The organism is Mesorhizobium newzealandense (assembly GCF_042682145.1).
GTDB classification, from domain to species: domain Bacteria; phylum Pseudomonadota; class Alphaproteobacteria; order Rhizobiales; family Rhizobiaceae; genus Mesorhizobium; species Mesorhizobium newzealandense.
The window spans coordinates 424,509-446,938 of the sequence record NZ_JBHUGZ010000007.1; the positions used below are offsets into that span (position 1 = coordinate 424,509).

General features: G+C 61.8%; 21 protein-coding genes and 1 tRNA gene. 8 read left to right on the forward strand and 14 right to left on the reverse strand.

Annotated elements, in window-relative coordinates; all coding sequences use genetic code 11:
* Positions 1-2: 2 nt before the first annotated feature.
* Positions 3-374 (reverse strand): VOC family protein, encoded by a 372-nt coding sequence (locus ACFSOZ_RS10935; RefSeq protein ID WP_379097165.1) that lies wholly within the window; start codon positions 372-374, stop codon positions 3-5.
* Positions 375-626: 252 nt separating this feature from the next.
* On the opposite strand from ACFSOZ_RS10935, the gene ACFSOZ_RS10940 reads away from it, so the two are divergent.
* The 3 genes from ACFSOZ_RS10940 to ACFSOZ_RS10950 are packed head-to-tail and all read left to right on the forward strand — an operon-like array spanning position 627 to position 2,782.
* Positions 627-1,598, forward strand: a complete 972-nt coding sequence (locus ACFSOZ_RS10940; RefSeq protein ID WP_379097168.1) for a DUF3592 domain-containing protein — start codon at positions 627-629, stop codon at positions 1,596-1,598.
* 43 nt (positions 1,599-1,641) lie between these two features.
* On the forward strand, positions 1,642-2,163 hold the full coding sequence (locus tag ACFSOZ_RS10945) for a hypothetical protein (RefSeq protein WP_379097172.1): 522 nt from the start codon (positions 1,642-1,644) through the stop codon (positions 2,161-2,163).
* Between the two features lie 4 nt (positions 2,164-2,167).
* Complete coding sequence (locus ACFSOZ_RS10950; protein ID WP_379097175.1) at positions 2,168-2,782, forward strand: hypothetical protein; 615 nt, start codon at positions 2,168-2,170, stop codon at positions 2,780-2,782.
* A 164-nt stretch (positions 2,783-2,946) separates the two neighbouring features.
* Here the strand turns inward: ACFSOZ_RS10950 and ACFSOZ_RS10955 are convergent, their stop codons facing one another.
* From ACFSOZ_RS10955 to ACFSOZ_RS10980, 6 genes are all read right to left on the reverse strand, one after another.
* Positions 2,947-6,729 carry a vitamin B12-dependent ribonucleotide reductase gene (locus ACFSOZ_RS10955; protein ID WP_379097179.1) on the reverse strand — a complete coding sequence of 1,261 codons (3,783 nt, stop codon included), beginning with the start codon at positions 6,727-6,729 and terminating at the stop codon, positions 2,947-2,949.
* Between the two features lie 637 nt (positions 6,730-7,366).
* On the reverse strand, positions 7,367-7,678 hold the full coding sequence (locus tag ACFSOZ_RS10960; protein ID WP_379097182.1) for a PilZ domain-containing protein: 312 nt from the start codon (positions 7,676-7,678) through the stop codon (positions 7,367-7,369).
* Positions 7,679-7,805: 127 nt separating this feature from the next.
* The gene (locus tag ACFSOZ_RS10965; protein ID WP_379097185.1) at positions 7,806-8,294 is read right to left on the reverse strand and encodes an NUDIX hydrolase; all 489 of its coding nucleotides are present in this window, start codon (positions 8,292-8,294) and stop codon (positions 7,806-7,808) included.
* 210 nt (positions 8,295-8,504) lie between these two features.
* Positions 8,505-9,005 carry a xanthine phosphoribosyltransferase gene (gpt, locus tag ACFSOZ_RS10970; RefSeq protein WP_006200882.1) on the reverse strand — a complete coding sequence of 167 codons (501 nt, stop codon included), beginning with the start codon at positions 9,003-9,005 and terminating at the stop codon, positions 8,505-8,507.
* 114 nt (positions 9,006-9,119) lie between these two features.
* Positions 9,120-9,953: a universal stress protein gene (locus ACFSOZ_RS10975; protein WP_379097188.1), complete on the reverse strand. Its 834-nt coding sequence runs from the start codon at positions 9,951-9,953 to the stop codon at positions 9,120-9,122.
* 82 nt (positions 9,954-10,035) lie between these two features.
* Positions 10,036-10,779, reverse strand: a complete 744-nt coding sequence (locus ACFSOZ_RS10980) for a competence/damage-inducible protein A (RefSeq protein WP_379097191.1) — start codon at positions 10,777-10,779, stop codon at positions 10,036-10,038.
* Between the two features lie 179 nt (positions 10,780-10,958).
* On the opposite strand from ACFSOZ_RS10980, the gene ACFSOZ_RS10985 reads away from it, so the two are divergent.
* Entirely contained in the window at positions 10,959-11,972 is a 1,014-nt protein-coding gene (locus ACFSOZ_RS10985) for an alpha/beta fold hydrolase (protein ID WP_379097194.1), read from the forward strand.
* A 53-nt stretch (positions 11,973-12,025) separates the two neighbouring features.
* Positions 12,026-12,304, forward strand: a complete 279-nt coding sequence (locus tag ACFSOZ_RS10990) for a hypothetical protein (RefSeq protein WP_379097198.1) — start codon at positions 12,026-12,028, stop codon at positions 12,302-12,304.
* A 141-nt stretch (positions 12,305-12,445) separates the two neighbouring features.
* Here the strand turns inward: ACFSOZ_RS10990 and ACFSOZ_RS10995 are convergent, their stop codons facing one another.
* From ACFSOZ_RS10995 to ACFSOZ_RS11010, 4 genes are all read right to left on the reverse strand, one after another.
* Positions 12,446-12,685: a DUF2188 domain-containing protein gene (locus ACFSOZ_RS10995; RefSeq protein ID WP_013532013.1), complete on the reverse strand. Its 240-nt coding sequence runs from the start codon at positions 12,683-12,685 to the stop codon at positions 12,446-12,448.
* 31 nt (positions 12,686-12,716) lie between these two features.
* A complete protein-coding gene (locus ACFSOZ_RS11000) occupies positions 12,717-12,995 on the reverse strand; it encodes a DUF982 domain-containing protein (RefSeq protein ID WP_258593171.1) in 279 nt (92 codons plus the stop codon).
* Between the two features lie 153 nt (positions 12,996-13,148).
* Positions 13,149-13,466: an SH3 domain-containing protein gene (locus ACFSOZ_RS11005; RefSeq protein ID WP_379097202.1), complete on the reverse strand. Its 318-nt coding sequence runs from the start codon at positions 13,464-13,466 to the stop codon at positions 13,149-13,151.
* Positions 13,467-13,603: 137 nt separating this feature from the next.
* Complete coding sequence (locus ACFSOZ_RS11010; protein WP_379097205.1) at positions 13,604-14,707, reverse strand: NADH:flavin oxidoreductase/NADH oxidase; 1,104 nt, start codon at positions 14,705-14,707, stop codon at positions 13,604-13,606.
* 154 nt (positions 14,708-14,861) lie between these two features.
* On the opposite strand from ACFSOZ_RS11010, the gene ACFSOZ_RS11015 reads away from it, so the two are divergent.
* The gene (locus ACFSOZ_RS11015) at positions 14,862-15,440 is read left to right on the forward strand and encodes an NUDIX domain-containing protein (RefSeq protein ID WP_379097208.1); all 579 of its coding nucleotides are present in this window, start codon (positions 14,862-14,864) and stop codon (positions 15,438-15,440) included.
* Between the two features lie 39 nt (positions 15,441-15,479).
* On the opposite strand, the gene ACFSOZ_RS11020 is transcribed toward ACFSOZ_RS11015, so the two are convergent.
* Positions 15,480-15,611: a hypothetical protein gene (locus tag ACFSOZ_RS11020; RefSeq protein WP_379097211.1), complete on the reverse strand. Its 132-nt coding sequence runs from the start codon at positions 15,609-15,611 to the stop codon at positions 15,480-15,482.
* A 2,329-nt stretch (positions 15,612-17,940) separates the two neighbouring features.
* The gene (locus ACFSOZ_RS11025; RefSeq protein WP_379097214.1) at positions 17,941-19,362 is read right to left on the reverse strand and encodes a hypothetical protein; all 1,422 of its coding nucleotides are present in this window, start codon (positions 19,360-19,362) and stop codon (positions 17,941-17,943) included.
* Between the two features lie 571 nt (positions 19,363-19,933).
* Between ACFSOZ_RS11025 and ACFSOZ_RS11030 the strand changes: the two genes are divergently transcribed.
* On the forward strand, positions 19,934-20,641 hold the full coding sequence (locus tag ACFSOZ_RS11030) for an SMI1/KNR4 family protein (RefSeq protein ID WP_379097217.1): 708 nt from the start codon (positions 19,934-19,936) through the stop codon (positions 20,639-20,641).
* 1,134 nt (positions 20,642-21,775) lie between these two features.
* Positions 21,776-22,054 (forward strand): hypothetical protein, encoded by a 279-nt coding sequence (locus tag ACFSOZ_RS11035; RefSeq protein WP_379097220.1) that lies wholly within the window; start codon positions 21,776-21,778, stop codon positions 22,052-22,054.
* Between the two features lie 143 nt (positions 22,055-22,197).
* Here ACFSOZ_RS11035 and ACFSOZ_RS11040 read toward each other — a convergent pair.
* Positions 22,198-22,283, reverse strand: a tRNA-Leu gene (locus tag ACFSOZ_RS11040).
* Positions 22,284-22,430: the final 147 nt, after the last annotated feature.

Here is a 22,430-nt window from a genome sequence, read left to right on the forward strand (position 1 = left end):
CGTTACGTCTCGTTGATCATCGCCTCGATATTATAGCCATCGGGATCGAGCACGAAGCAGGCGTAATAATTCTTCGCATAATCCGGACGCGGGCCTGGCGCGCCATTGTCCCCGGCGCCCGCCTCAAGTGCAGCCCGATGGAATGCATCGACCTCCGCTCGGCTGCGCACCCGGAAGGCGACGTGGAGGCGGGTGAGCGGTGGCTTCTGGTCTGTGCGCTGGATCTCGAACAGGCAACCATCGCCGACATCGAAGGCCCAGAACAGGCCCTGCTTGCCGAAGGACACGCGATACTCCAAAGGCACGAAAGCACGTTCGTAGAAGAGCTTACTCTTCTCCAGGTCGCCCACTTCGATGGTGATATGATCGATCATTTCGCGTTCCATCTGAAATGTTGAACGGGCAGGATGACAATCGCCATAGCCGATGTCGAGGACCGGATGCTTGAGAACCGCGATGATGCGAAGCCTATGTTCGTGTCATGGCGATCGATGACTGAGACGCTGCCGGCAGCGCCGAGCTATTTGCATTCGCCGGGCCGGTCACTTCGGCGCCTTTGCGAATAAGCGGGACATTGCCGCCGCAGTGCTGTCTAGTGCCTGTTCCTGCACTCCGGGGGGATCAGGGTGGAGCTGGAACTCAAATTTCTGCTTGTCGGCTTTGCCTGCGCGGTCTCCGGCATGCTGTCGCTCATCACCTTTGTGAAATGGCGAGAGGTGCAGGCGCTCAGCCGCTGGTTGCCGACGCCGGGAAAGATCATCTCGTCACGCGTCGAGGCGCGTGAGGTCAGAAGCTCGGGCGCTGGCTCGGACAGCACCGATACCACGGAGATGCGCAATTTCCCGGCCATCACCTTCGAATACAAAGTCGGCGGCAAGAAATTTCAAAGCTCGCGCTACAGCGTGAAGGAGAATTTGGGGAACTTTGAAGTCCCCGAAACCCTTGCGCAGTTTCCCCGCGGCGCGGAGGTGACCGTCTTCTACAATCCAGCCGACCCAAGCAAAGCCGTAATCGAGCGCACCATGCCGGATGGTGCCTTCAAGTTTATGGTCCAGCTCTCGGCCGGTTTGGTGATCGGCACGGCGGTTCTGGTGTTTTCCGTCGGCGGCGTGCTCGAGGCGATCCGCCCGCATCTGCCCAAACCGCAAAACCTCGGTGCCGCGGCATTGCTGCTGTTCATGGGCCTGTTCGCCCTGCGCATGGGCTTTGCCCAGAAGTCGCTTGCCGAGCAGGCGGCAAAATGGCCGGTCGCCGCCGGTCGCATTGATTTCTCGGGTCTGCAGGCGCTGCGAACCCATTCAAGCTATCAACGCTGGCGCACCGTTTTCAAATCTCGCATCGTCTACAGCTATGGCGTCGCCGGCCAGCGCTACAGCGCCGACCGCGTCACCTTCGGAGCCACGGTCACGGCTTCGCTGCCCGGCCTCGTCGGTGGCCAGGCGCGTCGCTATGTCGAGGGCAGCAAGGTCGACGTGCACTATGATCCCGCCAACCCCGGCTCGGCCGTGCTCGAATGCCGGGTGCGCGGGCTCTGGCTGCTGTGGGTCTGTTCGGCAGGATTTCTCGGCGGCGCTGTCTTTTTGGTCGGGCTGGTGTGAGGACAGGTTTTTGGCTCTCACAACGCCTTCCCAGAGACATTTGATGATCATCCGCAAACTGGCCTTCGTGTTCCTGGGCCTGCTCGGCCCGCCGCAGACGGCGAGTGCCGGGGAATGTCTGCTGAGCCATGCCACCTATCGGGAACCGCGCTCGGGCGCGGTCATGCAATTTCGGCCGCTCGCCAACGAACCGGCCGCGCTGACGGCCGAGGTATTTTCGCTCACCGTTCCCCATACCGACACCCACCTGCCGGCCGACATCACCTGGACGAATGGCAAGAATTCGTTTCCGCTCGGCACCATCCGCCACACCTGCACCGACGACGATCGCGAAGCGGGCCTGCAGGATGGCAGCGGACTGTGCAGGATATGGGATGGACAGGTCTACGCCTTGACCGGCGGCGGCGCCGAGCAGTTGAATTCGAGCGAAGCGACACCGGCTCCGAAAGGGCTTCTGCTGCCCGATTTCGGCGCGGCTTTCACCGAATGGGCCGATTTCGCCAACGCCAATCCCAATGGCTCGGCATGGGACGCCTTCACTTTGACAGGATGCAGCGATGAATAGCGCCATGAGATCGATTGTCTGGGGCAGTGCCCTGTTTGCATCCGTGGCGATATCGGCCGTGGCGCGTGCGGACGAGCCGGCGCCGTCGCACCCGCCCATCGACAAATGCGCCTGGGAAAGGCTGACGGACAAAAATGTCGGGCTTGCCGCCTGGGTGCAGCGTTGCGATTTCGGCTTCCGCCAGATCCATTTCGAGTTCGCCGGCAACGCTCTCGCCATCAAATACAGCGACGGCGGCGCGGCCGCCCCACTTGTCGAGGTGTTCGATATCCAGCCCGGCGAAACCGCCGAGGCTGCCTTGCTGCGGCTGTTCCTGGAAAAGACCGACAAGACCGTTAGCGCACGCTGCGTGCTGGCGCCTTACACGGAGGGCACCGTGCCCGCGGGCGTCAAACGCTACACATTCAGCCCCGACGCCGCCTACGCGAAGGAACTGGAAGCGCTTGCCGATCCCAACGAGATCCCCGACCCGCCCTGCGGCGATTGGGGCGAAATGCCTGACGGCATCCAGTATTTCGAGGTGCCGGCTGGTGCGGCGCGAAAGCTGCTGTTCGTCCGCATCGGCCAGGACCAGCCGTTGTTTGACGAGCAGACGCTGCAGGTGTTGCCGAAGGGGTAGGCCGGTCTGAGCCCGATCCGAGCCTGATCCGCATTGGGTGGGCGCCTCTTCCCTTCTCCCACAAGGGGAGAAGGGGGGACGCACCGGATCGCGACCCTTAAAAACAAAGCGGCCCGATCTTGCGATCGGGCCGATGATGTTGCGTTTTAGCGTTTTCGAATTCCTCAGCTGCACCCGCTCGTGGCACCACAGGTGTCGCACTTCTCGCAGGTCCCATTCCGCACCATAGTGAAGTTCTGGCACTCTGAGCAGGAATTGCCGGTGTAGCCCTGGAGCAGCGATTTGGCGCGGCGGTCGTTGGCGAGTTTCTTCGCCTCGGCCGCTTCGTTGGCGGCAGCGTCGGTGAACAAAGCCGCCGTGGCGTCAGAAGCAACACCCGCCGCCTCTTCGAAGGCGATGTCCTCGGCCAATTCCTTTGCCCGCTCCTCATAGTCACGCTTATACGCGACCGCTTCGTCGCTAGCCGGCTTCAGCGCCAGCACGTTGGAGCCGGAGAAGGCGGTCGGCACGGAGCGGGCAGGGGCGCCCGAGGGAGCCGCAAAGCCTTTCGGATCGTTGCCGCTGACGCGCGACACCAGCTTCACCGGCGAGGCACCACGGGTCAGGCCCTTGGAGACCGCATCGGTCTTGCCTTCGCTGATGCCGCGGCCAAGTGCGGTGTTGGAAAAGTCCGACTGGTCGACATGGGCAAGGTCGTTGCGGCCGAGATAGGAAATCGCCAATTCGCGGAACACGTAGTCGAGGATCGACGTCGCGCTCTTGATGGCGTCATTGCCTTGCACCATGCCGGCCGGCTCGAACTTGGTGAAGGTGAAGGCGTGCACATATTCGTCGAGCGGCACGCCGTACTGCAGGCCGAGCGAGATGGCGATGGCGAAGTTGTTGAGAAGGCCACGCAGCGTCGCGCCTTCCTTGTTCATGTCGATGAAGATCTCGCCGAGACGGCCATCGTCATATTCGCCGGTGCGCAGGAAGATGGTGTTGCCACCGATCTTGGCCTTCTGGGTGTAGCCCTTGCGGCGGCCGGGCAGCTTTTCCTGCTCGCGCGACACGCGCTCGATGATGCGCTCGACGATCCGCTCGGTGATCTGTGCCGCGCGCGCCGCCGCCGGTGCAGCGATCAATTGCTCGAGGGCGTCGTCCTCGTCGTCCTCGCCATCGGCGAGCAGTGACGAGTTGAGCGGCTGCGACAGCTTCGAACCGTCGCGGTAGAGCGCGTTGGCCTTCAGCGCCAGCTTCCACGACAGCATGTAGGCGCCCTTGGCGTCTTCCACCGTCGCATCGTTCGGCATGTTGATGGTCTTGGAGATGGCGCCGGAGATGAAGGGCTGTGCTGCAGCCATCATCTGGATGTGGCTGTTGATCGACAGCGAGCGCTTGCCGATCTTGCCGCACGGGCTGGCGCAGTCGAACACCGCGAGGTGTTCGGCCTTGAGGAAGGGCGCGCCTTCCAGCGTCATCGCACCGCAGACATGGATGTTGGCGGCCTCGATGTCTTTCCTGGAGAAGCCCAGCGCCGGCAGGATCTCGAACGAGAAGTCGTTGAGCTGCTCGTCGGTGAAGCCAAAGGTCTCCTTCACCCAGTCGGCGCCGAGCGTCCACTGGTTGAAGACGAACTTGATGTCGAAGGCCGACTTCAGCGCCGCATTGAGCGCCGCGATCTTCTCGTCGGTAAAACCCTTCGCCTTGAGCGCGCCGGGGTTGATGCTAGGTGCCTGGTTGAGATTGCCGTGGCCGACCGCATAGGCCTCCATCTCGCCGATCTGGGCTTCGGAGTAGCCGAGTGTGCGCAATGCTTCCGGCACGGCGCGGTTGATGATCTTGAAGTAGCCGCCGCCGGCCAGCTTCTTGAACTTCACCAGCGCGAAGTCTGGCTCGATGCCGGTGGTATCGCAATCCATCACCAGGCCGATCGTGCCGGTCGGCGCGATCACCGTTGCCTGCGCATTGCGGTAGCCGTGCTCTTCGCCGAGCTCGATGGCGCGATCCCAGGCGGCCTTGGCATGCACGGCCAGGTCCTGCTGCTTGAGGTCGGAGGCGACCAGCGGCACCGGGTTGACCGCCAGCTTCTCATAGCCCTGCTTCTCGCCATAGGCGGCGCGGCGATGGTTGCGCATGACGCGCAGCATGTTCTGCGCGTTGCGGTCGTAATCGGCGAAGGCGCCGAGTTCGGCCGCCATCTCGGCCGAGGTGGCATAGGCCGTGCCGGTCATGATCGCGGTGAGCGCGGCGCAGATGGCGCGGCCCTCGTCGGAGTCGTAGGGAATGCCCGACGTCATCAGCAGGCCGCCGATATTGGCATAGCCGAGGCCGAGCGTGCGGTATTCATAGGACTGCTTGGCGATCTCCTTCGACGGGAACTGCGCCATCATGACGGAGATTTCGAGAACGATCGTCCACAGCCGCACCGTGTGCTCGTAGGCGGCAATGTCGATGGTGCCATCGGCGTTGCGGTAGGGCAGCAGATTAATCGAGGCGAGATTGCAGGCCGTGTCGTCGAGGAACATGTATTCCGAGCACGGGTTGGACGCCCGGATCGCACCGGCGGAGGCGCAGGTGTGCCAGTCGTTCATCGTCGTGTTGAAATGCAGGCCCGGATCGGCGGAAGCCCAGGCGGCGTAGCCGATCTTTTCCCACAGGTCGCGCGCCTTCAGCGTCTTCAAGACCTTGCCGTCCTTGCGGGCGGTGAGGTGCCAGTCGGCATCATCCTCGACAGCGCGCAGGAAATTGTCCTTCAGCGACACGGAATTGTTGGAATTCTGGCCCGAAACGGTGAGATAGGCGTCCGAATCCCAGTCGGTGTCGTAGGTCTTGAACGACATCGAGCTGTAGCCCTGCTTGGCGAACTGGATGACGCGGTAGATGTAGTTCTCCGGCACGGCAGACTTCTTGGCCGCCTTGATCTCGCGCTTCAGCGCGGTGTTGATCGACGGGTCGAAACAGTCGTCGGCATTGCCTTCGCAGTTGACGCAGGCCTTCATGATCGCTTCGAGATGCTTCTTGACGATCTTGGAGCCGGTTACCAGCGAGGCGACCTTCTGCTCTTCATTGACCTTCCAGTCGATGAATTCCTCGATATCGGGATGGTCGGCGTCGACAATGACCATCTTGGCGGCGCGGCGTGTCGTGCCGCCCGACTTGATGGCGCCCGCCGCGCGGTCGCCGATCTTGAGGAAGCTCATCAGGCCGGACGAGCGGCCGCCGCCGGATAGCTTTTCGCCTTCGCCGCGCAGCAGCGAGAAGTTGGAGCCGGTGCCGGAACCATATTTGAACAGGCGCGCTTCACGCACCCAAAGGTCCATGATGCCGCCCTCGTTGACGAGGTCGTCCTGCACGCCCTGGATGAAGCAGGCATGCGGCTGCGGATGCTCATAGGAGGATTTCGACTTGGTCAGCTTGCCAGTGAACGGATCGACATAGAAGTGGCCCTGGCTCGGGCCGTCGATGCCATAGGCCCAGTGCAGGCCGGTGTTGAACCATTGCGGCGAGTTCGGCGCCACGCGCTGGGTGGCCAGCATGTAGGCAAGCTCGTCGCGGAAGGCGCGCGCGTCTTCCTCCGACGCCTTGAAGTAGCCGCCCTTCCAGCCCCAATAGGTCCAGGTGCCGGCGAGGCGGTCAAAGACCTGGCGGGCGTCGATCTCGGAACCGTAGCGCTCGGCTTCCGGCAGCTTGGCAAGCTCGGCCTCATCGGCGACGGAGCGCCACAGGAAGGAGGGGACGTCGTTCTCCTCGATCTTCTTCAGCCGTGCGGGGACACCGGCCTTGCGGAAATATTTCTGCGCCAGGATGTCGGCGGCGACCTGGGAGAACTGCGCCGGCACATCGATGTTGTCGAGACGAAACACCACCGAACCATCCGGATTCTTGATCTCCGAAAGCGCCTTGCGGAATTCGATCTCCGCATAGGCAGATTGTCCTTGCTTGGTGAAACGACGCTCGATGCGCATTGGTCCGGTCCCTTTTGTCTATATATAGCGCTTTCGTCAGGGGATTTCTGCCCCCCCATGCGAAACGCGCATGTCCGCCGCCTGCCGGCGTTCGAAAACGGCCGGCTCTCCATTTTGCAGTCTCCGCCGGCCCTGCTGGTCAAACTCCTTGCGAAGTGCCTGTCCAACGCGCCGACGAACCCGCGGGTCCCTCAAAACTGATTTTTTCCGATTCCCTCACTCGAGGGAAATTCACACTATCTAGCGCCGAACCTGCCTGCAAACACTAAATATAGTGTTAACAGACAATTTATTCCAGTCCGACAATTCTCCCTATCATCCCCAACCCGCCCGCAATCCCAACGCTTCCGCCGGCCTCGTAAACAGGCGGAAATGCGGGAAGAAACACACATAATCCGGGAAAAAGACCGGGCTCAGAACTTTCCGGTCGCACTCTCAACAGGAGCGCATGGCCTATAAAAGGCGACTCGTTTTGCGCCGTCAAGGATTCGTTTGCGTAGCTTTTGTGACCCCAACATCTTGTGTGTCACATATGTGGATAACGGGGATAGAATTGCTTCAGCGCAGGCGATTTTGCCGGCAGGGCTGGCGCCGCCATGCTTCGCCCAAACACAACCGTCTGCGTCCCCGGGGCGGATCAGCCGTAATGCAATTTCGGCTTTGGCTCGGTGCCGGTGAACTGCACCCCGATGCGGTCATTGCGGCGCCAGCGAACCTCGCACCGATAGGCAATACCGTCGAGCGGCACGTAAAGAAGAAAGTGATCGGGAACCCGTGCTTCCAGCGGTATCTTCAGTTCGGCGCCACCCTCGTGCTGATTGCGCAGCGTGCAACCGACCTCCGAGTTCTGAATCCCGGTGATAATCGATCCGCCCTTGAGCACGCGCGGACGACGTTCGCGCTGAGGCTCGCCGGACTCTTGGTGAAGTGGGTTTACAGGGTTTGCCATCGATAAAGCGCCCGATCGACCCGATTCGTACCCGCCAATGGTTAGCAAACCATTTCATGACGCATCACAGGGTTGCGAATCGGCCGCGATACACGCGGGAGATGAGCCGGCAAGGGGAAGCCAACGATCAGGGGAACCTGTGCGGGTCGGCGCAGAAATAGGCGATGATCTGGCAAAGGTCGGGTTCGTTGACCATGCGCACCGCTTCGCTGGAACTGACCCATTTGCGGGTACGAGAATGTTTTTCCTTCCAGCGGTCGGCGATCTTGTCGACGTGCAGCGGAAACACCAGGACCTCGCACGGCACTTCTTCGCCGGAAGCCAACACCTTGGCGTAGAAGTAACGGCCGGCCTCAAGGTGCGACACCGTTCCGCGCAGCCCGGCTTCCTCGCCGGCCTCGCGCGCCGCGGCTTCACAGAGTGGCTCTTTGGCCTCGGGCCAGCCCTTGGGGATAACCCAGCGACCGGTATCGCGGCTGGTGATCAGCATGATCTCGACACCGTTTCCAATGTCGCGCCAGGGCAGGGCGGCGACCTGCAGGCGGCATGGCGCCGTGCCGAAGAGCCGCCGGACCCTTTCGGCCAGATGATTGTGCGTCGTTGGCCTCGTCAACATCGGAGAAGCTAGCCCCAGCCTCCAGAATCGTTTGCCGTCTCACGAATCTTACGGCCAATCATAAGCAATAAAAGTAAAAACTTTCGCCCGTCTGGCCAATTTTCGCCGATGAACGTCGATTTCGCAAAATATCTGGCCCGCCAAGCCCATTCGCGGAAGCAAATGATGCCCGACAGCGGCGGCTGATCTGGAAGAGGCAGTTGTTGCGAATCAGCCGGCGTGGTCGTCGGCGATCGGCTTCTGATAGGTGAAGCCCATGTCCCACGGGAAATAGATCCAGGTGTCCTGGCTGACTTCGGTGACGAAAGTATCGACCAGTGGCCGGCCTTTTGGTTTGGCGTAGACGGTGGCGAAATGCGCCTTCGGCATCATCGCCCGCACGATGCCCGCCGTCTTGCCGGTGTCGGTCAGGTCGTCGATGATCAGCACGCCGGCACCGTCGTCGGCCAGCAGGGCGGGGGTGATCTCCTTGAGAACCTGCAGCTGCCCCTGGCTGGTATAGTCGTGATAGGAGGCGACGCAGACCGTCTCGATGACGCGGATGCCGAGTTCGCGCGAGATGATGGCAGCCGGAACCAGCCCGCCACGGGTGATGCAGACGATCGCTTTCCATTGCCCCTTGTTGGCACCCGCAAGCCGCCAGGCAAGCGCGCGGGCGTCACGATGGAACTGGTCCCAGGAGACCGGAAAGGCTTTTTCGGGAAGGGACATGTCGCGCACTCCGCAGCACGCGGGGATCGCGCGCAAGACAACAGGGGAATGCGCGCGGAATTAACTGGAAAGCCTTGGCCTTGGCAAGGGCAGGGACCAGCGATCGCTGTGGACTTATCGCGACAGGAAAGCCGCCACCGGCGCCGTGCGCAGCACCGAGCGCGTCACGCCGCCGAACAGAAGCTGGCGCAGCCACGAGTGGCTGTAGGCGCCAAGCACCAGCAGGTCGGCGCCGGTCTCCGCGATCCTGGTCTGGATGATGTCGTCGATCGAGTTGCCGCCCGACCTCTGCACCGAGACGCTGACTGTGGCGCCGTGGCGTGACAGGGCGGACGCGATTTCGGCGCCGGCGGCCTCCGGGCTCTCGTCGAGCGTATCGGGTGGATCGATGACCAATATGTCGGTTTTCTCGGCTTCGATGATGAAGGGCAGCGCGTCGAAGGCGGCGCGGGCGGCTTCCTTGCTGCCGTTCCAGGCAAGCAGCACATGCTTGAAGGTGGTGACCAGCGGGCCCGCATGCGGCACCACCAGCACTGGCCGGCCGGCATCATAGACCAGCGTATCGACATCCGCGCTCGGGTCGCCGCCCGTCTCCCGCTGCGCGGCTATGATCAGATCGGCGGCGCGCACGCTGGAAATGCCGGTCAGCGCGCTGTCGCCTGAAAAGCTTTCCAGGCTTCGCCACTCGAAGGAAAGCCCGGAATTCTCGATATGCTTGAGAAAAATGGCTTGCAGCCTCTCGGCCCGCTCCCGGTTCATGTCGGCCGAAACCTGCAGGAACTCGGTGTCCGGAAAGCCGGTGGCCGAGGTGTAGGGCACCGGAAGCGTTTCGGCATGGATCCCGATCAAATGACTCTGGAACCGGTTGGCGAGCGGAATGGCACAGTCCAGCACGCGCTCGGCGTCCTGCTCGTTTTGCAGAATGGCAACGATGGTTTTGAATCGCATGGTAAATCCCTCAGTTTACGAGCGACCGGACTCGCGCGAAGGCAACGTTCCAGCGTCGTGCTTGGTTCCGGTCTGGACCAGATCAGCCGGGACTGCTGGCGAACCCGGCCACCATCGCCTCGACGTCCGCCCGAGCGGCATCCAGCGCTTCCTGGCTGCGGGCACGCACGACAAGTTCGGTCCAGAATTTGCCATCGCCATATTTCGGATAGGAGCCGATGATCGTGTCCGGATGCGCTTTCTGGATGTCGCCCAGCGGTCCGCCGATGAGGCCTTCGCCGAATGGGCAGTGCACGGTTGCAGACAGCATCTTGGTGCCGGCCTTCAGCGTCGGAACGACATTGTCGAGCATGGCCTGGAAGATCGACGGTACGCCGGCCATGACATGGACGTTGCCGATGCGAAACCCGGGCGCGACGGACACCGGATTGTCGATGAGATCGGCGCCGCGCGGCATCCGCGCCATGCGCTTGCGGGCCTCGGTGTATTCGATGCCGCGCGCGGCATAGCTTGCCTCCAGCATGGCGAAGGCCTTGGCATCGTATTCGCAAGGCACGCCAAAGGCTTTGGAAATGGAATCGGCCGTGATGTCGTCATGCGTCGGGCCAATGCCGCCGGTGGTGAACACATAAGTGTAGCGCGCGCGCACCGCATTCACCGCCGCGACGATCTCGTCTTCCTCGTCCGGAACGATGCGCACCTCCTTCAGGTCGATGCCGATCGCCGTCATGATATCGGCGAGGTGGCCGATGTTCTTGTCCTTGGTGCGGCCGGACAGAATCTCATCGCCGATGACGAGCATGGCGGCGGTAACGATTTCGGGCATGGAAGACTCCGGAAGACGGCTCGCCTCAGATAGCGCGGCGCGGCAGCCGTCGCAATGCTGCGTGAGTGGACCAGCAAATCATCGATCGACGGGCGGTCCTTGGGTCGCCGGTTTTCGATGCAAGGTTGCAGCGGCACTGGATGCGGCTAAGCTCAATCTGGTTGTGGTTCGGGTGAACAATGCTCCTGTCGATTCTGTCGTGGCTGCTTGCCGTTCTGTTGTCGCTGGCGATCCTGGGGATCGCCAGTCTTGTGCTGGCGACGCTGTGGATCGCGGCGAAGGGCGAAAGGCTGGTACCGCCGGTCGGAAAATTCATCGAAATCGACGGCAACCGCATCCATTATGTCGACCAGGGCGAGGGGCGGCCGATCGTTTTCCTGCACGGGCTTGGCGCCCAACTCCATCATTTCCGGCACACTCTGTTCGGGCGGCTTGGTCCGGGTTACCGGTTGATCGCGCTCGATCGACCGGGGGCGGGCTATTCGGTGCGGGCGAGCGGCGCGACGGGCCGGCTGCCCGAACAGGCCGAGATCGTGCGCCACTTCATCGAAGCGCTCAGGCTGGAAAAGCCGCTGGTGGTCGGTCATTCCCTGGGAGGTGCCATTGCGCTGACCCTGGCGGTGGAACACCCAGAGGCGATTTCCGGCATCGCGCTCCTGGCGCCATTGACCCACGTGGAGGCCGATGGGCGCGAAAAGTTCGGCTCACTCTACATTCCGTCACGCCTGTGGCGCTGGATCATGAGCTATACCCTGGCGATACCGACAAGCCTCAGATATGCGCGGCCGACAATGGAGTTCATCTTCGCGCCGCAAGTCCTGCCCGGCGACTACATGGTCGCGGGAGGCGGGTGGCTCGGGCTCAGGCCAGCCCATTTCTATGCCATGTCCTCCGATGTCGTGGCAATCGAGCGCGACCTTGGCCGCATCGAGGGGCGCTATGGCGAGATCGCCATGCCGGCCGGCATCCTCTTCGGCGATGCCGATCGCGTGACCCGCTTTCACACCCAAGGCGCGCCGATGAGGTCAAGGATCGAGGGGCTCGATTTCGAAGTGGTCGAGGGGATGGGACACATGCCGCAATTCGTCGCGCCGGAGCGGATCGTGGCCTTCATCGAGCGCGTCGCCAACCGGGCTTTCGCTGGTCGGACATCACCGCGGCCTCACGACAATTTCACTGAACCATTCGGCTGATTGCCGGTTTTAGCCGTGTCGCACCCAAGGCGGCCAAGACACGGAGCAATTCAATGGTCACGAAACTTCTCGCAGCATCCGTTCTGACGATCGGTCTTGCCACATCGGCAATGGCGCAATCGTCGGACAGCACCAATTCCAGCCACCACAACTGGCTCTTCGGCAACGAGGATTCCTCAACTGTCGACAACGGCACCACCGGAAGCATCGGCGATAACTCAGGATTGAACACCCTGGGCAATCCCGGCCCGCTCGGACCTTGTGCCTCCAACACCGCCGGTCCCGATGCGAATGCGCAAGGGAACGTGAACGACCGGTACTGCGGCAAGTAGTCGGAGCATGATCCCGAAAAGTGGCTGCCGGTTTTCGGAAAAGATCTTGCTCAAAGATAGAGCCCGCAGGGCAGTCGCTGGCCGCGGAACGTCTTCTCTCCGGACGTCTGCGGTCGGCGTCCTGCCTGCCCGATATTGAAATTAGTCGGAGACTTCCGTCTGCGGCCGGTCCCGCCCGTCGGCCAGTTCCTCGTGCCATTTGCCTTCGGCGTCCTCGTACTGGATGCCGTCCGTGGCTCCAGCGACCTGCTGCTCGGCCGAAGCGATTTCAGCGGCGCGCAGCGCGTCCTGATGCGTGGGAAACGTCTCCGAGAAGGTCGCTCCGACCTTGTAGGCCCAGCCGCCGTCATGCTCGACGATCTTGTAAGTCAGCTTCGCCATGAAAACCTCCAGTTGAAAGGTCCGGGTCTGCTCAATGCAGCCGGTCGTCGGGCAGCTTGTCGTCGGGCACCAGCACTTCGGATTCCTTGGCGGCTTCAATCAGCGCCCGGCGCGCATCCGCTGTCGAACGATAACCTTCCAGCACTTTGAGGCAAGTGTCGAGGGCTTCACGATGACGCTGGCCGCGATTGAGCGGCCACACGGTCATCAGGCACTCCGCCGCTTCCTGGGCACTGCGGATATGGCGATATTTGCCGACGTGGCCAAGTTCGACGACGACCGGCACTTCAAAAGGTTTGTTGTCCATCATGGCCGCAACGCAAAGCAGCCAATTTGGTTGCAACCATGGCCTTCAGCCTGCGCCCAAAAGTCGCGTCGCGTTTGCGACGCGCTTTAGGTCTTTGTTTGATGCATGTCGTTATCCCAAAACCGGATCCACTTTTGGGTGCCATGCACGGGCGTCTCAGTAGCCGCAATCGTTGCGCAGCCAGCGTGCGTTTGCCCAGCCGGTCCTGCCGCCGATCTCGACCTGATACCAGTTGCCGCGCCGGTCGAAGATTTCGGTGTGGTCGCCATTGAACAGCTGTCCGATCATCCGCGACGACGAGTTCGGCCGTGTCCGCACCGCGAGAAAGCCGCTGCCGGTCGCCAGATTGTAGCGGCTGGACAGGCCGTGCACCGTGCCCTCGCAATATTGCGCGCCGGCCTGCGACGATGCGCCAATCCAAAGGCCGGCCACGGCTGTCAGCGCTGCAACCGGCAAGAATGCCCTGAACGACATGATTTCCTCCCAGGCCCGGCCGCGCCCGCCGCAGCCTCACCCAAGGTAACAGTTCGCGAACAGAATTGAAGCGGGGCTGTGGCCACTGTCCGGAAACTACGGGCAGGGACCGCACCGGTATCGGCAGAACGGGCCGATCAGCCCGCCGCCTTCATCCAGTGCTGCATCGTCGTCACCGAGCGGGCAAGCTGCGGTGCCGGGTGGATTGTCTCGCTGAACGTGGCCGCCGCACGCCATCCCCAGCGTGGATCGGCCAGGAAGGCGCGCGCCAGCGCCACCATGTCGGCGCGGCCCTCGGCGACGATCGCCTCGGCCTGCCTGGGGTCGTCGATCAGGCCAACCGCACGGGTCGGAATGCCGGCGCCCTTGCGCACGGCTTCCGCCAGGTGCACCTGGTAGCCGGGGCCGGTGGGCAATTTCTGCAGGGGCGAATTGCCACCGCTCGAGCAGCAGAGATAAGCGACGCCGACGTCCTTGAGTGCTTTCGCGACTTCGATCGCATCTTCAACGTCGAAGCCGCCATCGACCCAGTCCTTCACCGACAGCCGCGCGCCGAGCATCAGCTTTGGCGTTGCTTTGCGTACCGCCTTGGCGATCTCGACGGCAAGACGCATGCGGTTTTCGAGCGAGCCGCCCCAGCGATCCGTGCGCTGGTTGGACAATGGCGACAGGAACTGGAAGATCAGATAGCCGTGCGCCGCGTGCAGTTCGAGGAAATCGAAGCCGGCACGTTCGGCACGCCTTGCCGCCTCGGCGAAGCGCTCGATGAGCTGCAGGATTTCTTCTTCTTCCAGCGCTCGTGGAACGTTCGAGCCGGTGTCGTAGGCGATGGCCGAGGCCGACACGGTCTGCCAGGGATCCTCGTTTGGCTGCAGCGGCCCACCGCCCTCCCACGGCTTGCGGTTGGAGGCCTTGCGGCCGGCATGGGCAAGCTGAGAGCCGAACTTCGTGCCGGGAGCGGCGACCCGTCTGGCGGCATCCAGCGTGCGGCGGGCGGCCGCCTCATTGTCTTCAGAATAAAGGCCGAGGCAGCCATGCGTGATACGCCCGCGCCGCTCGACATCGGTCATCTCGACCGTGACCATGCCGGCGCCGGACATGGCAAGGTTCATCCAGTGATAGAGATGCCAGTCGCTGGCCGAGCCGTCTTCGGCGGAATACTGGCACATCGGCGCGACCGCGATGCGATTGGGGAAGGTGAGGCCGTCGAGGGTGATCGGCTGGAAAAGCGATGCTGTCATGAAAATGGGCTCCGGGAGGGGTAAGCCGCTATCTAGGTAGTGGATCGAAGGCGCGCCACACACGAGAAGGTGACACGCCTTTTTGGACCGATTGCCTGCATTGCGCAAATGCCGGCTCGCCGCTACGCCTCGACTGGGTAGCATGGAGACCACGATGGAAGATCGCATTCGCATCCGTTCGGAGGAAATCCTCTCCGACGACTGGGCTGTCCTGAAAAAGACCGTCCTCGACTACCGCCGGCGTGACGGGCAGTGGGAGACGCAGATCCGCCAGACCTATGATCGCGGCGACGGCGCGGTGATCCTGCCTTACGATCCCTCGCGCTCGACCGTGCTTCTGGTGCGCCAGTTCCGCTATCCCGCCTACGTCACGGGTCATCGCGAGCCGCTGATCGAGGCCTGTGCCGGCCTGTTGGACGAAAACGATCCGGAGACCTGCATCCGCAAGGAAGCCGAGGAAGAACTGGGCTACCGGCTGCAGAACGTGGAGCGGCTGTTTTCACCCTATATGAGCCCCGGCAGCGTCACGGAGCGGCTCTGGTTCTTCGTCGCCCGCTATTCGCCCGCCGACCGCATCTCGGCCGGCGGCGGTGCTCCGGACGAAGGTGAGGACATCGAAGTGCTGGAAATGCCGCTCGACGAGGCGCTTGCCGGCATCGCCGATGGCCGCATCATCGACGCCAAGACCATCATCCTGATCCAGCACCTGAAGCTGAACCCGATCCCTGCTTGAAGCGCCGGCTTTCTGGCGCGTTAATCCTGTCGTTTGGTTTCAGCGTGTGCGCATGCGGCGCGCACAGGCCGGTCCGGGGCCGCGCATATAGTGGAGTTCCGGCCGGTAGCGCGGTGCAACGAATTCGCGAAAGGCCGATGCCAACCGGGTGATCAAGGCCCAACGTCCCATGACCCAATCCCAGCAAGACGCCACTGATGCAGGAGCCTGTTCATTGCCGATTTTTGTCTGTGCTATCCACATGATGGCAACGTCCGCGACGCTGAAGCCGAAGCCGATACGGTCTCGCGTGATGGACCGCTTGAACAAAAGACCGAACCGGATTGGGTCGCCGTCAGAAATCCCCATGAGGTGTCGGACGACAAGAGGGCTATGCCCAGGGCCGTGACCAGGAACACTGCGGGAAGGCCGAACAGAAGCTTGCGCGACATCATTGTCCTAACCTCACACGCCGGTGTCGATGTGGAACAGCGTCTCTGCGCCGGCATGCCTGAAGTTATCGGAGCAAGAACCGTGCCAAGCTTGCCCAGCCCGCGTTTCCCGCCGGACCAATCCTGGCCGGCGCCGCCTGAGCCGGCGCACGCAGATGTCCCGTAATGGGTCATTTGCGCTGGCACCAGAATTGCAGTGTCTGCAATGCCGGGTGTTGGGGCCGGCAATCGGGGCGGGTGGGGGCCTCGCCGCTTCGCAAATGGAGCGGCGAGGCTTTTCATTCAGCCATAAGCCTTCAGGCGGCTCGACAGCCGTCGGGGTGGCGAGAGGCCGCCGAGCCTAACCGGCTTGGGGTTTCTTGTTGGGGCAAGCCGGCTGAAGCCAATCCTAATATTAGCAACTCTGCAGCAGAACCCTGTTTGGACGTTTTCCCCCGCTATTGGCCGCGCAGCTTTCGTCGGGGTATTGGCAACAGAGGGATGTCAGGTGTGCTGCAAGGCGACAAAGTCGCATCCAGGCGCCGGTCGACAGGCTCGGCCCGGATCACGGCTCAAAACATTGGGATCTGGTGGCGGCTCTTCGGTTGCTCGAAACATCACGGCCGCGCAGACCGGTGTTCTTCACCGGCACTCCTGACTACGGGGCCAGCAGAGCGAGCGCAATCGCGACTGGAGCCGACTTGCGAGAGCGCCAAGCAGTCATTGAACCGTAAGTTTCGGAAGAAACTTTGGAGCCTGTAGATCACGGCCCAATCTCGTTGCCTGACCCGGGCTAAGGAGGACCGGGAACGGTTCGCCTGCCGTCGGGAACATGCGCAAGACGACTTGGCCCATCTCCTCGCTCATCGTTACATCCCATTTTTCGAGAGCTATCGTCCTTTTTGCGAGAGCTATTGCCCTTTTTTCAGCCGCCATCTGATTCCCCTTCGTCCGTCCCCAAGGCAATAATCGCGCAACCCGAAGGCGAGTGCAAGCGGGCGCCTCGCGCGGGGGTGCTCGACGATTTCAGCGCGAGTGGGGGCGGAGCACATTTCGCTGTTTCGATGATGCCGGCTTTGCTGTGGGAAACGGTCCGGCACCGGCGGCCCAGCGGCCCTGGTTGCCAGTGTGATTGGCAGCTGGGCCGCCGGGCCTGACCGGCGGGGCGGGTTGGGGCGGCGCCGGCTGGCGACGATATATATGCTTCTGCTAATATTATCGGAACACACCCATATGAACGAAGGTAGTAGCCAAAGGTGGAGCACAAACCGGCCCCCCTAGATCGTGAGTGTTTTCGAGAAGCTGCATTGGCGGACCGTGCGGACCACCAGAGACAAGGCCAAATGCTGGCGGCTGCAAGGAGACCGGCGACAAGGTGGGGTCGAGGAGATCACGCCGAAGGTAAAGCGCTGATGGGAGCGGATTTTTTACCGGGGCGGCCCAGCGGCTTGGGTCGTGGGGGACTAGCAGCGGTGGCCGCTGGGCCTAACCAGCCAGGCTCGAGGAGGCGCTGTGCTGGCTGAGCCGAAGCATGCGCTCACTCTAATATAAGAGCCAGAGCGCATCCGCATGAAGGCTACCGCCGAAAGGTGTAGTTTCAATCGCAAGGGCCTCGTGACGCGAGTTCGATCCTGCCGAAGCCGGCTTTGCCGACGCCGATGCAATCGCTAGCCTGTACCACCGAAAACCCTAGCCAAGTTCTCGCGCAGCGTCTGGTAGTCAAGATATTGGAACGTCGCTATCAATCGACCAAAGCATGGAGTGATGACCCGTTAACCTACGACGTGCCGTTCTCCCCACATCTTTAGATTGTGAGGGCTTTGCCGGATCTCGGATGTAGGCGATCTTCCGTCCAAGGCAATCACGATGCCAAGGCCTACTGCGATGATGCCAGCAAGCACCAACAAGGTGACCGCGACCCGACCGTTGTTTCGTTTGCCTTCGAGGGCTTTGCCGAGATCGTCGAAAACCGATTCCATGTTCAAAAGTCTAAATCGGAACTGGTCGAAAGCGGTATCCCTAAAAGCCGGCGGCAAAAATGGGAGATCACGGGCGTACTTGCGGCTTCGATGGAAAGCAGGACCACGAACTCACCGAACGCCCCCGCCTCGCTTGCGACGACTGCGGATGATCCATGAAGATGCGGCGATCGACGAGGAGACCAGGCTGAGGATCAGGAGAAAAGCCGAAAGGCCCGCGATGTCGTTCTTCGCGGCCGGCCAGTAGGTCAACATTCTGTCGCGCCCCGCACCCGCGACGACTAGGGTCCAAAGAACGTATGACGCTATCACCGCCATGAAGGCGGGACTTGCGTCGAAATAGCGAGCTGTTGTCAGCCGGCGGATCATGGCAACTAGGAGGACAGTATTGATCATGGCGGCAAAAGGAGGCCCCCATATGCCAAGTCCGCTGTGGTCGTTGAGGTCGACGCCGACATAGGCGATGAGGGCGTCGATCTGGGCGACCAGGGCAAGAAAGGTCAAGCGAGGCTCGGCGAACGCGGCGACCATCATGGAGATCTCGAAGGCGTAGAAGTAGCGCTCGTGCATCTTTGGCAGCGCCCAAGGCATCAGCTGCAGGCAGACAGCCGCCGCCAGGATGACAAACAGCGGCGTCCAGGCTGCCTCACGGGCAACTCTCAATGAAAGCGCTAATCCCGCCAGCGCGGCGAGCACCAGGCCGACCACGACCCCTGCGTGGTAGAACTCGTTTGGCACGAAGATCCAGAGGTTCGCGGCGTTCTTGGAGAGCTCTTGGAAGAACTCGGCCTGGGCCTGATAAACCAGCAGCACGTCAAGGATGGACCTGCCGAGTAGGAGCAGCGGAACGGCGGTCAGCGCATAGACAATTGGGACCAGAGCCAGCCATGCCCAGTGGAGCTCGCGTCGCAAAACGAGAGCGAAGATCATGGGGCCGAAGAAAATGGCTTGCAGCTTGATGCTCACGGCGAATGCGAAAGCCGCCGTGGCCCGAAGCGGGCGTCCTTGGCAGATCGCATGCAGAGAAACCATGATGAAGAACGTCCAGATCGCATCGGCTTGGGCCCACAGGGCGCCGTTGAAGATGACGCTCGGGGCCAGCCAGACAGCTGCAAATGCCCAAGCTGGCCGAGTGAGCGAGTCGGTCGAGATTGCGACGAGCCGATAGGCCATAACCGCGCAACCCAATTCGAAGGGCAGCGATATCAGCTTGATGGAGGCGAAGATCGGCAGCCAGTCATGCAGAAGTGTGATGGCATAGAATGCATAGCTGTACAGCGGAGCGTAGTTCGTCAGCCCCTGCCGCAGGCTGTCCGCCCCCGCCGAAAGACCCAGATCATACCACTGGATGAAGAGGCCGGCATCGGTTGGAGTGTAATCGCGGGCGAGGAATCTGACAGCAAGGCCGGCAGCCAGTGCCAAGCCGATGATCGCCCACGAGACGACGTTATGCGAAAGGCGCCCCCGGCGACTGCGCAGAGCCCGGTCTCGCCAACGTTTAGCCTGATCAGCACCTAAGTTAAGTTTATCCACGCCCTTCCCCCATGAGCAGAATGCGACTCATGGCGGCTGGTGTCCAGATGCACTTGCGAGATGCGCGAACGGCTCTGGACACGCGTCCAGACCCTCGCAGGGACGGCGCCTAAGGGCATGAAGCGGCTGCCGACACAATGGGTCAAGCCGGGGCTGATCGGCCGCGTAAGCACTTGTGCGGCGCGGAAGGCTTGCGGCACGCTTCGCTGCAGGATTTTCGAGGAGTGAACTGCTTATACCAAATCCCGCTGATGACGACCCATGTGCTTAAGCCCCTTCAGGGCGGGTCGCTATTGGTGATCTCCGGTATAGTGTCTGCTATGAAGGTAATCATGGACAACCGTTACCCGCCAGACTCGGACTTCTTCTGAATGGTGGCAAACGAATCCGGGCCGAGACCTGCGATGCCTTCGGGGCTTGTGTGGCGGCGCCGATCAATCGCGCCGGAATGTCCGTGATGGATCGGAGCAGGCGCAATGTGCTGATCGGTGCGTCTATCTTCGGAGCCCTGAGCCTTGCGGGGCTGCTTCCTACCATGTGCGCGATACGGCAAATCAGGACAAAATCCCCCATGGCCGAAGCCAGCCATCCCAAACGGCCGCCGGGACAGGCCAAGCCGTTGCTGGTGGAAGATATCGCGGCGGTGCTTGCGCGCCTTGATGCCTGGTATGCTGCCCATCTGCCACCAGACAAATATGTGTTCAATCCGCCGGCCACGGACGCGCAACTGGATGCGTTCGAGCGCCTGATCGGCCTCAAGATGCCGCGCGCCTATCGCGACCTATACCGATGGCACGACGGCGACAACGACGACCGTTGGGGCCATATCTATGGGCTTCCGCTGCTGCCGCTGCATCAGGCAGGGGCGCAATGGAAAGCCTGGGTCGATGTGCTCGCCGATTTCGGCGGCAATCGCTATGAAATTCCCGGAGGGGCGTGGCCTGAACACGCGGTTGACCCGGCCTATATCAATCCGCGCTGGATACCGCTGACCCATGATGGCTCAGGCAATCATATCGGTCTCGATTTCGATCCCTGGCCCAGCGGTCGCGTCGGCCAGGTCATCCTCTTTGGGCGCGACGAAGATGTGAAGGCGGTGCTTGCGGAATCCCTTGGCAAGTTCCTCGAGTGGATCGCCAGCCTGCTGGAAAGCGGCAATTTCAGGTTGGAAGCGGCGGAAGAGCCAGTGCTGCGCCGGTTCCGATTGAAAGCCCCCTTATCAAACGACTTCCACGAAAGCGCGCGAAGCCTTCTGGGCGCACCTGGCCCCTTCCTATGACGGCACGTATTTCGGTGACGCACGTATTTCGGTGACAGTTTACTTAACTCCGAGTTGCGCGCCGGCGCCTTGCGGCGGCCCATCCGCGTTGAACTTCAATACCCAGTCCCGCACAATCTGAAGCGTCACGCCGCCGTTCCGAGCCGGCTCCAGCGGCGCGCACGATTGCGCCATCCATGGCGCGGGCTTTTAGGCGTGCCACGCGGCATAGTTTAGCGAGTTTGGATGTCCCGCAACGGATCAATTGCGCTTGGCACCGTAATTGCTCTGTTTCATTGGAACAGCGGGATTCCCCTCAATATGGTCGAAAGCGCTCCCAAGATCGGCTGCAATCGATGCAAAGTGCCACTCAGCAGCGTCAGTGATCCGCAAGGATCCGACCTGTTAACTTGCCCCAATTGCCGGATTTCCGACACATACGACAACGTCATGCTTGAACTTGGTCAGCGCACTGCAGACGCACTTAGGCGCGCGCTCTACCGACCCGTTCCCTCAAGGGTCTATCGTTTCGCCATTCTGTTTCGGGCGGTGATCCCGGAGTCGACAAGCTCAACGCGACAACAGCACAGTGCGGCTGGTGACGAAGCTCGATCCCTACCGGTCAGGCGGAAAAGGAATCGAACCCAGCAACGGCGCTCTTGAGTATTTCCACCCGATTCCGGCGCCAAGCGCCAGAACGCGCGGGGCGGGGCGGCCCAGCGGCATTGTTGCCAGGGGTGACCGGCAGCTAAGCGCTGGGCCTGACCGGCGGGGCGGGTTGAGAGCGGCGCCGGCTAGCGAATATATATATGCCTCTGCTAATATAAGGGGCACTTATCCATATGAACGATGGAAGCAGCAAAAGGTGGACCGCTGGCCGGCGTCAGACGCAAGGCAGGTCGCTTTTTGCGCGAAATCCGCATACCGCGAAAGCAGGCTCTAGGGCCGGCAAATGTCCTCCCAATTGCCGTTACGGCTACCCTGGCGGCCCCCCAAGCCTCATTTGCAAGGGTAGCCTGCCGCTACGACAGAACGAAAATAAGAAAGCAATTTCAATATGGTGCGGACGACGGGAATCGAGGATTTTAAGTCCTTTGAGGCTTTGCCCGTTGCTGATAGGCTGCCGGAGCGGCAAGGAGCGGAAGGGGGAAGCCTATGATCAGTCGCAGCTTGTTCTGTCGCGCGGTCGCCACTTGTGGCATGCTCGCGATCTCTTCGGTGGCCGGCAACGGCTTGGACGGCATTTTGGGGTTTCGCCTCGTCAGTCCGGCGGAAGCAAAAACGGTCGTGATCCAGAGGACGACCATCTACATCACGACCCTGCCCAAAGGATGCGTGAAGACCACCTACAGCGGTGGCACCGTGGTCTGGAGATGCGGGACGAAGTATTACCAGCCCTACAAGAACCGCTACGTGCTGGTTTACATCAAGTAAGGACGCTGGCCTCACCCGAAGGGGCCGTGAAAAGCCTTTTCGCCAAGCCGCTGGCGAGACACTGCGCGCCAGCTTCCGTTCGGCTGCGGTCCCTGGTTCGTCCGAGGGAGCCTCCTTTGCCTGGAGGCACGGGCAGCCAAGAGTGGTGCGGACGACGGGAATCGAACCCGTACGATCAGAGATCGAGGGATTTTAAGTCCCTTGCGTCTACCAATTCCGCCACGTCCGCAGGCCAGCCCTTTTCAGATGCCAGACGCAGGCCGTCAAGTCGTGTTCTTGGCGACGTCTGAATGCGGAATCCAAACCAGCTGGCGTGGCGGTACTGGTGTGATCACGGAATTATTCGCGCTGCTGGTACTGCTACAATATTCTTCGG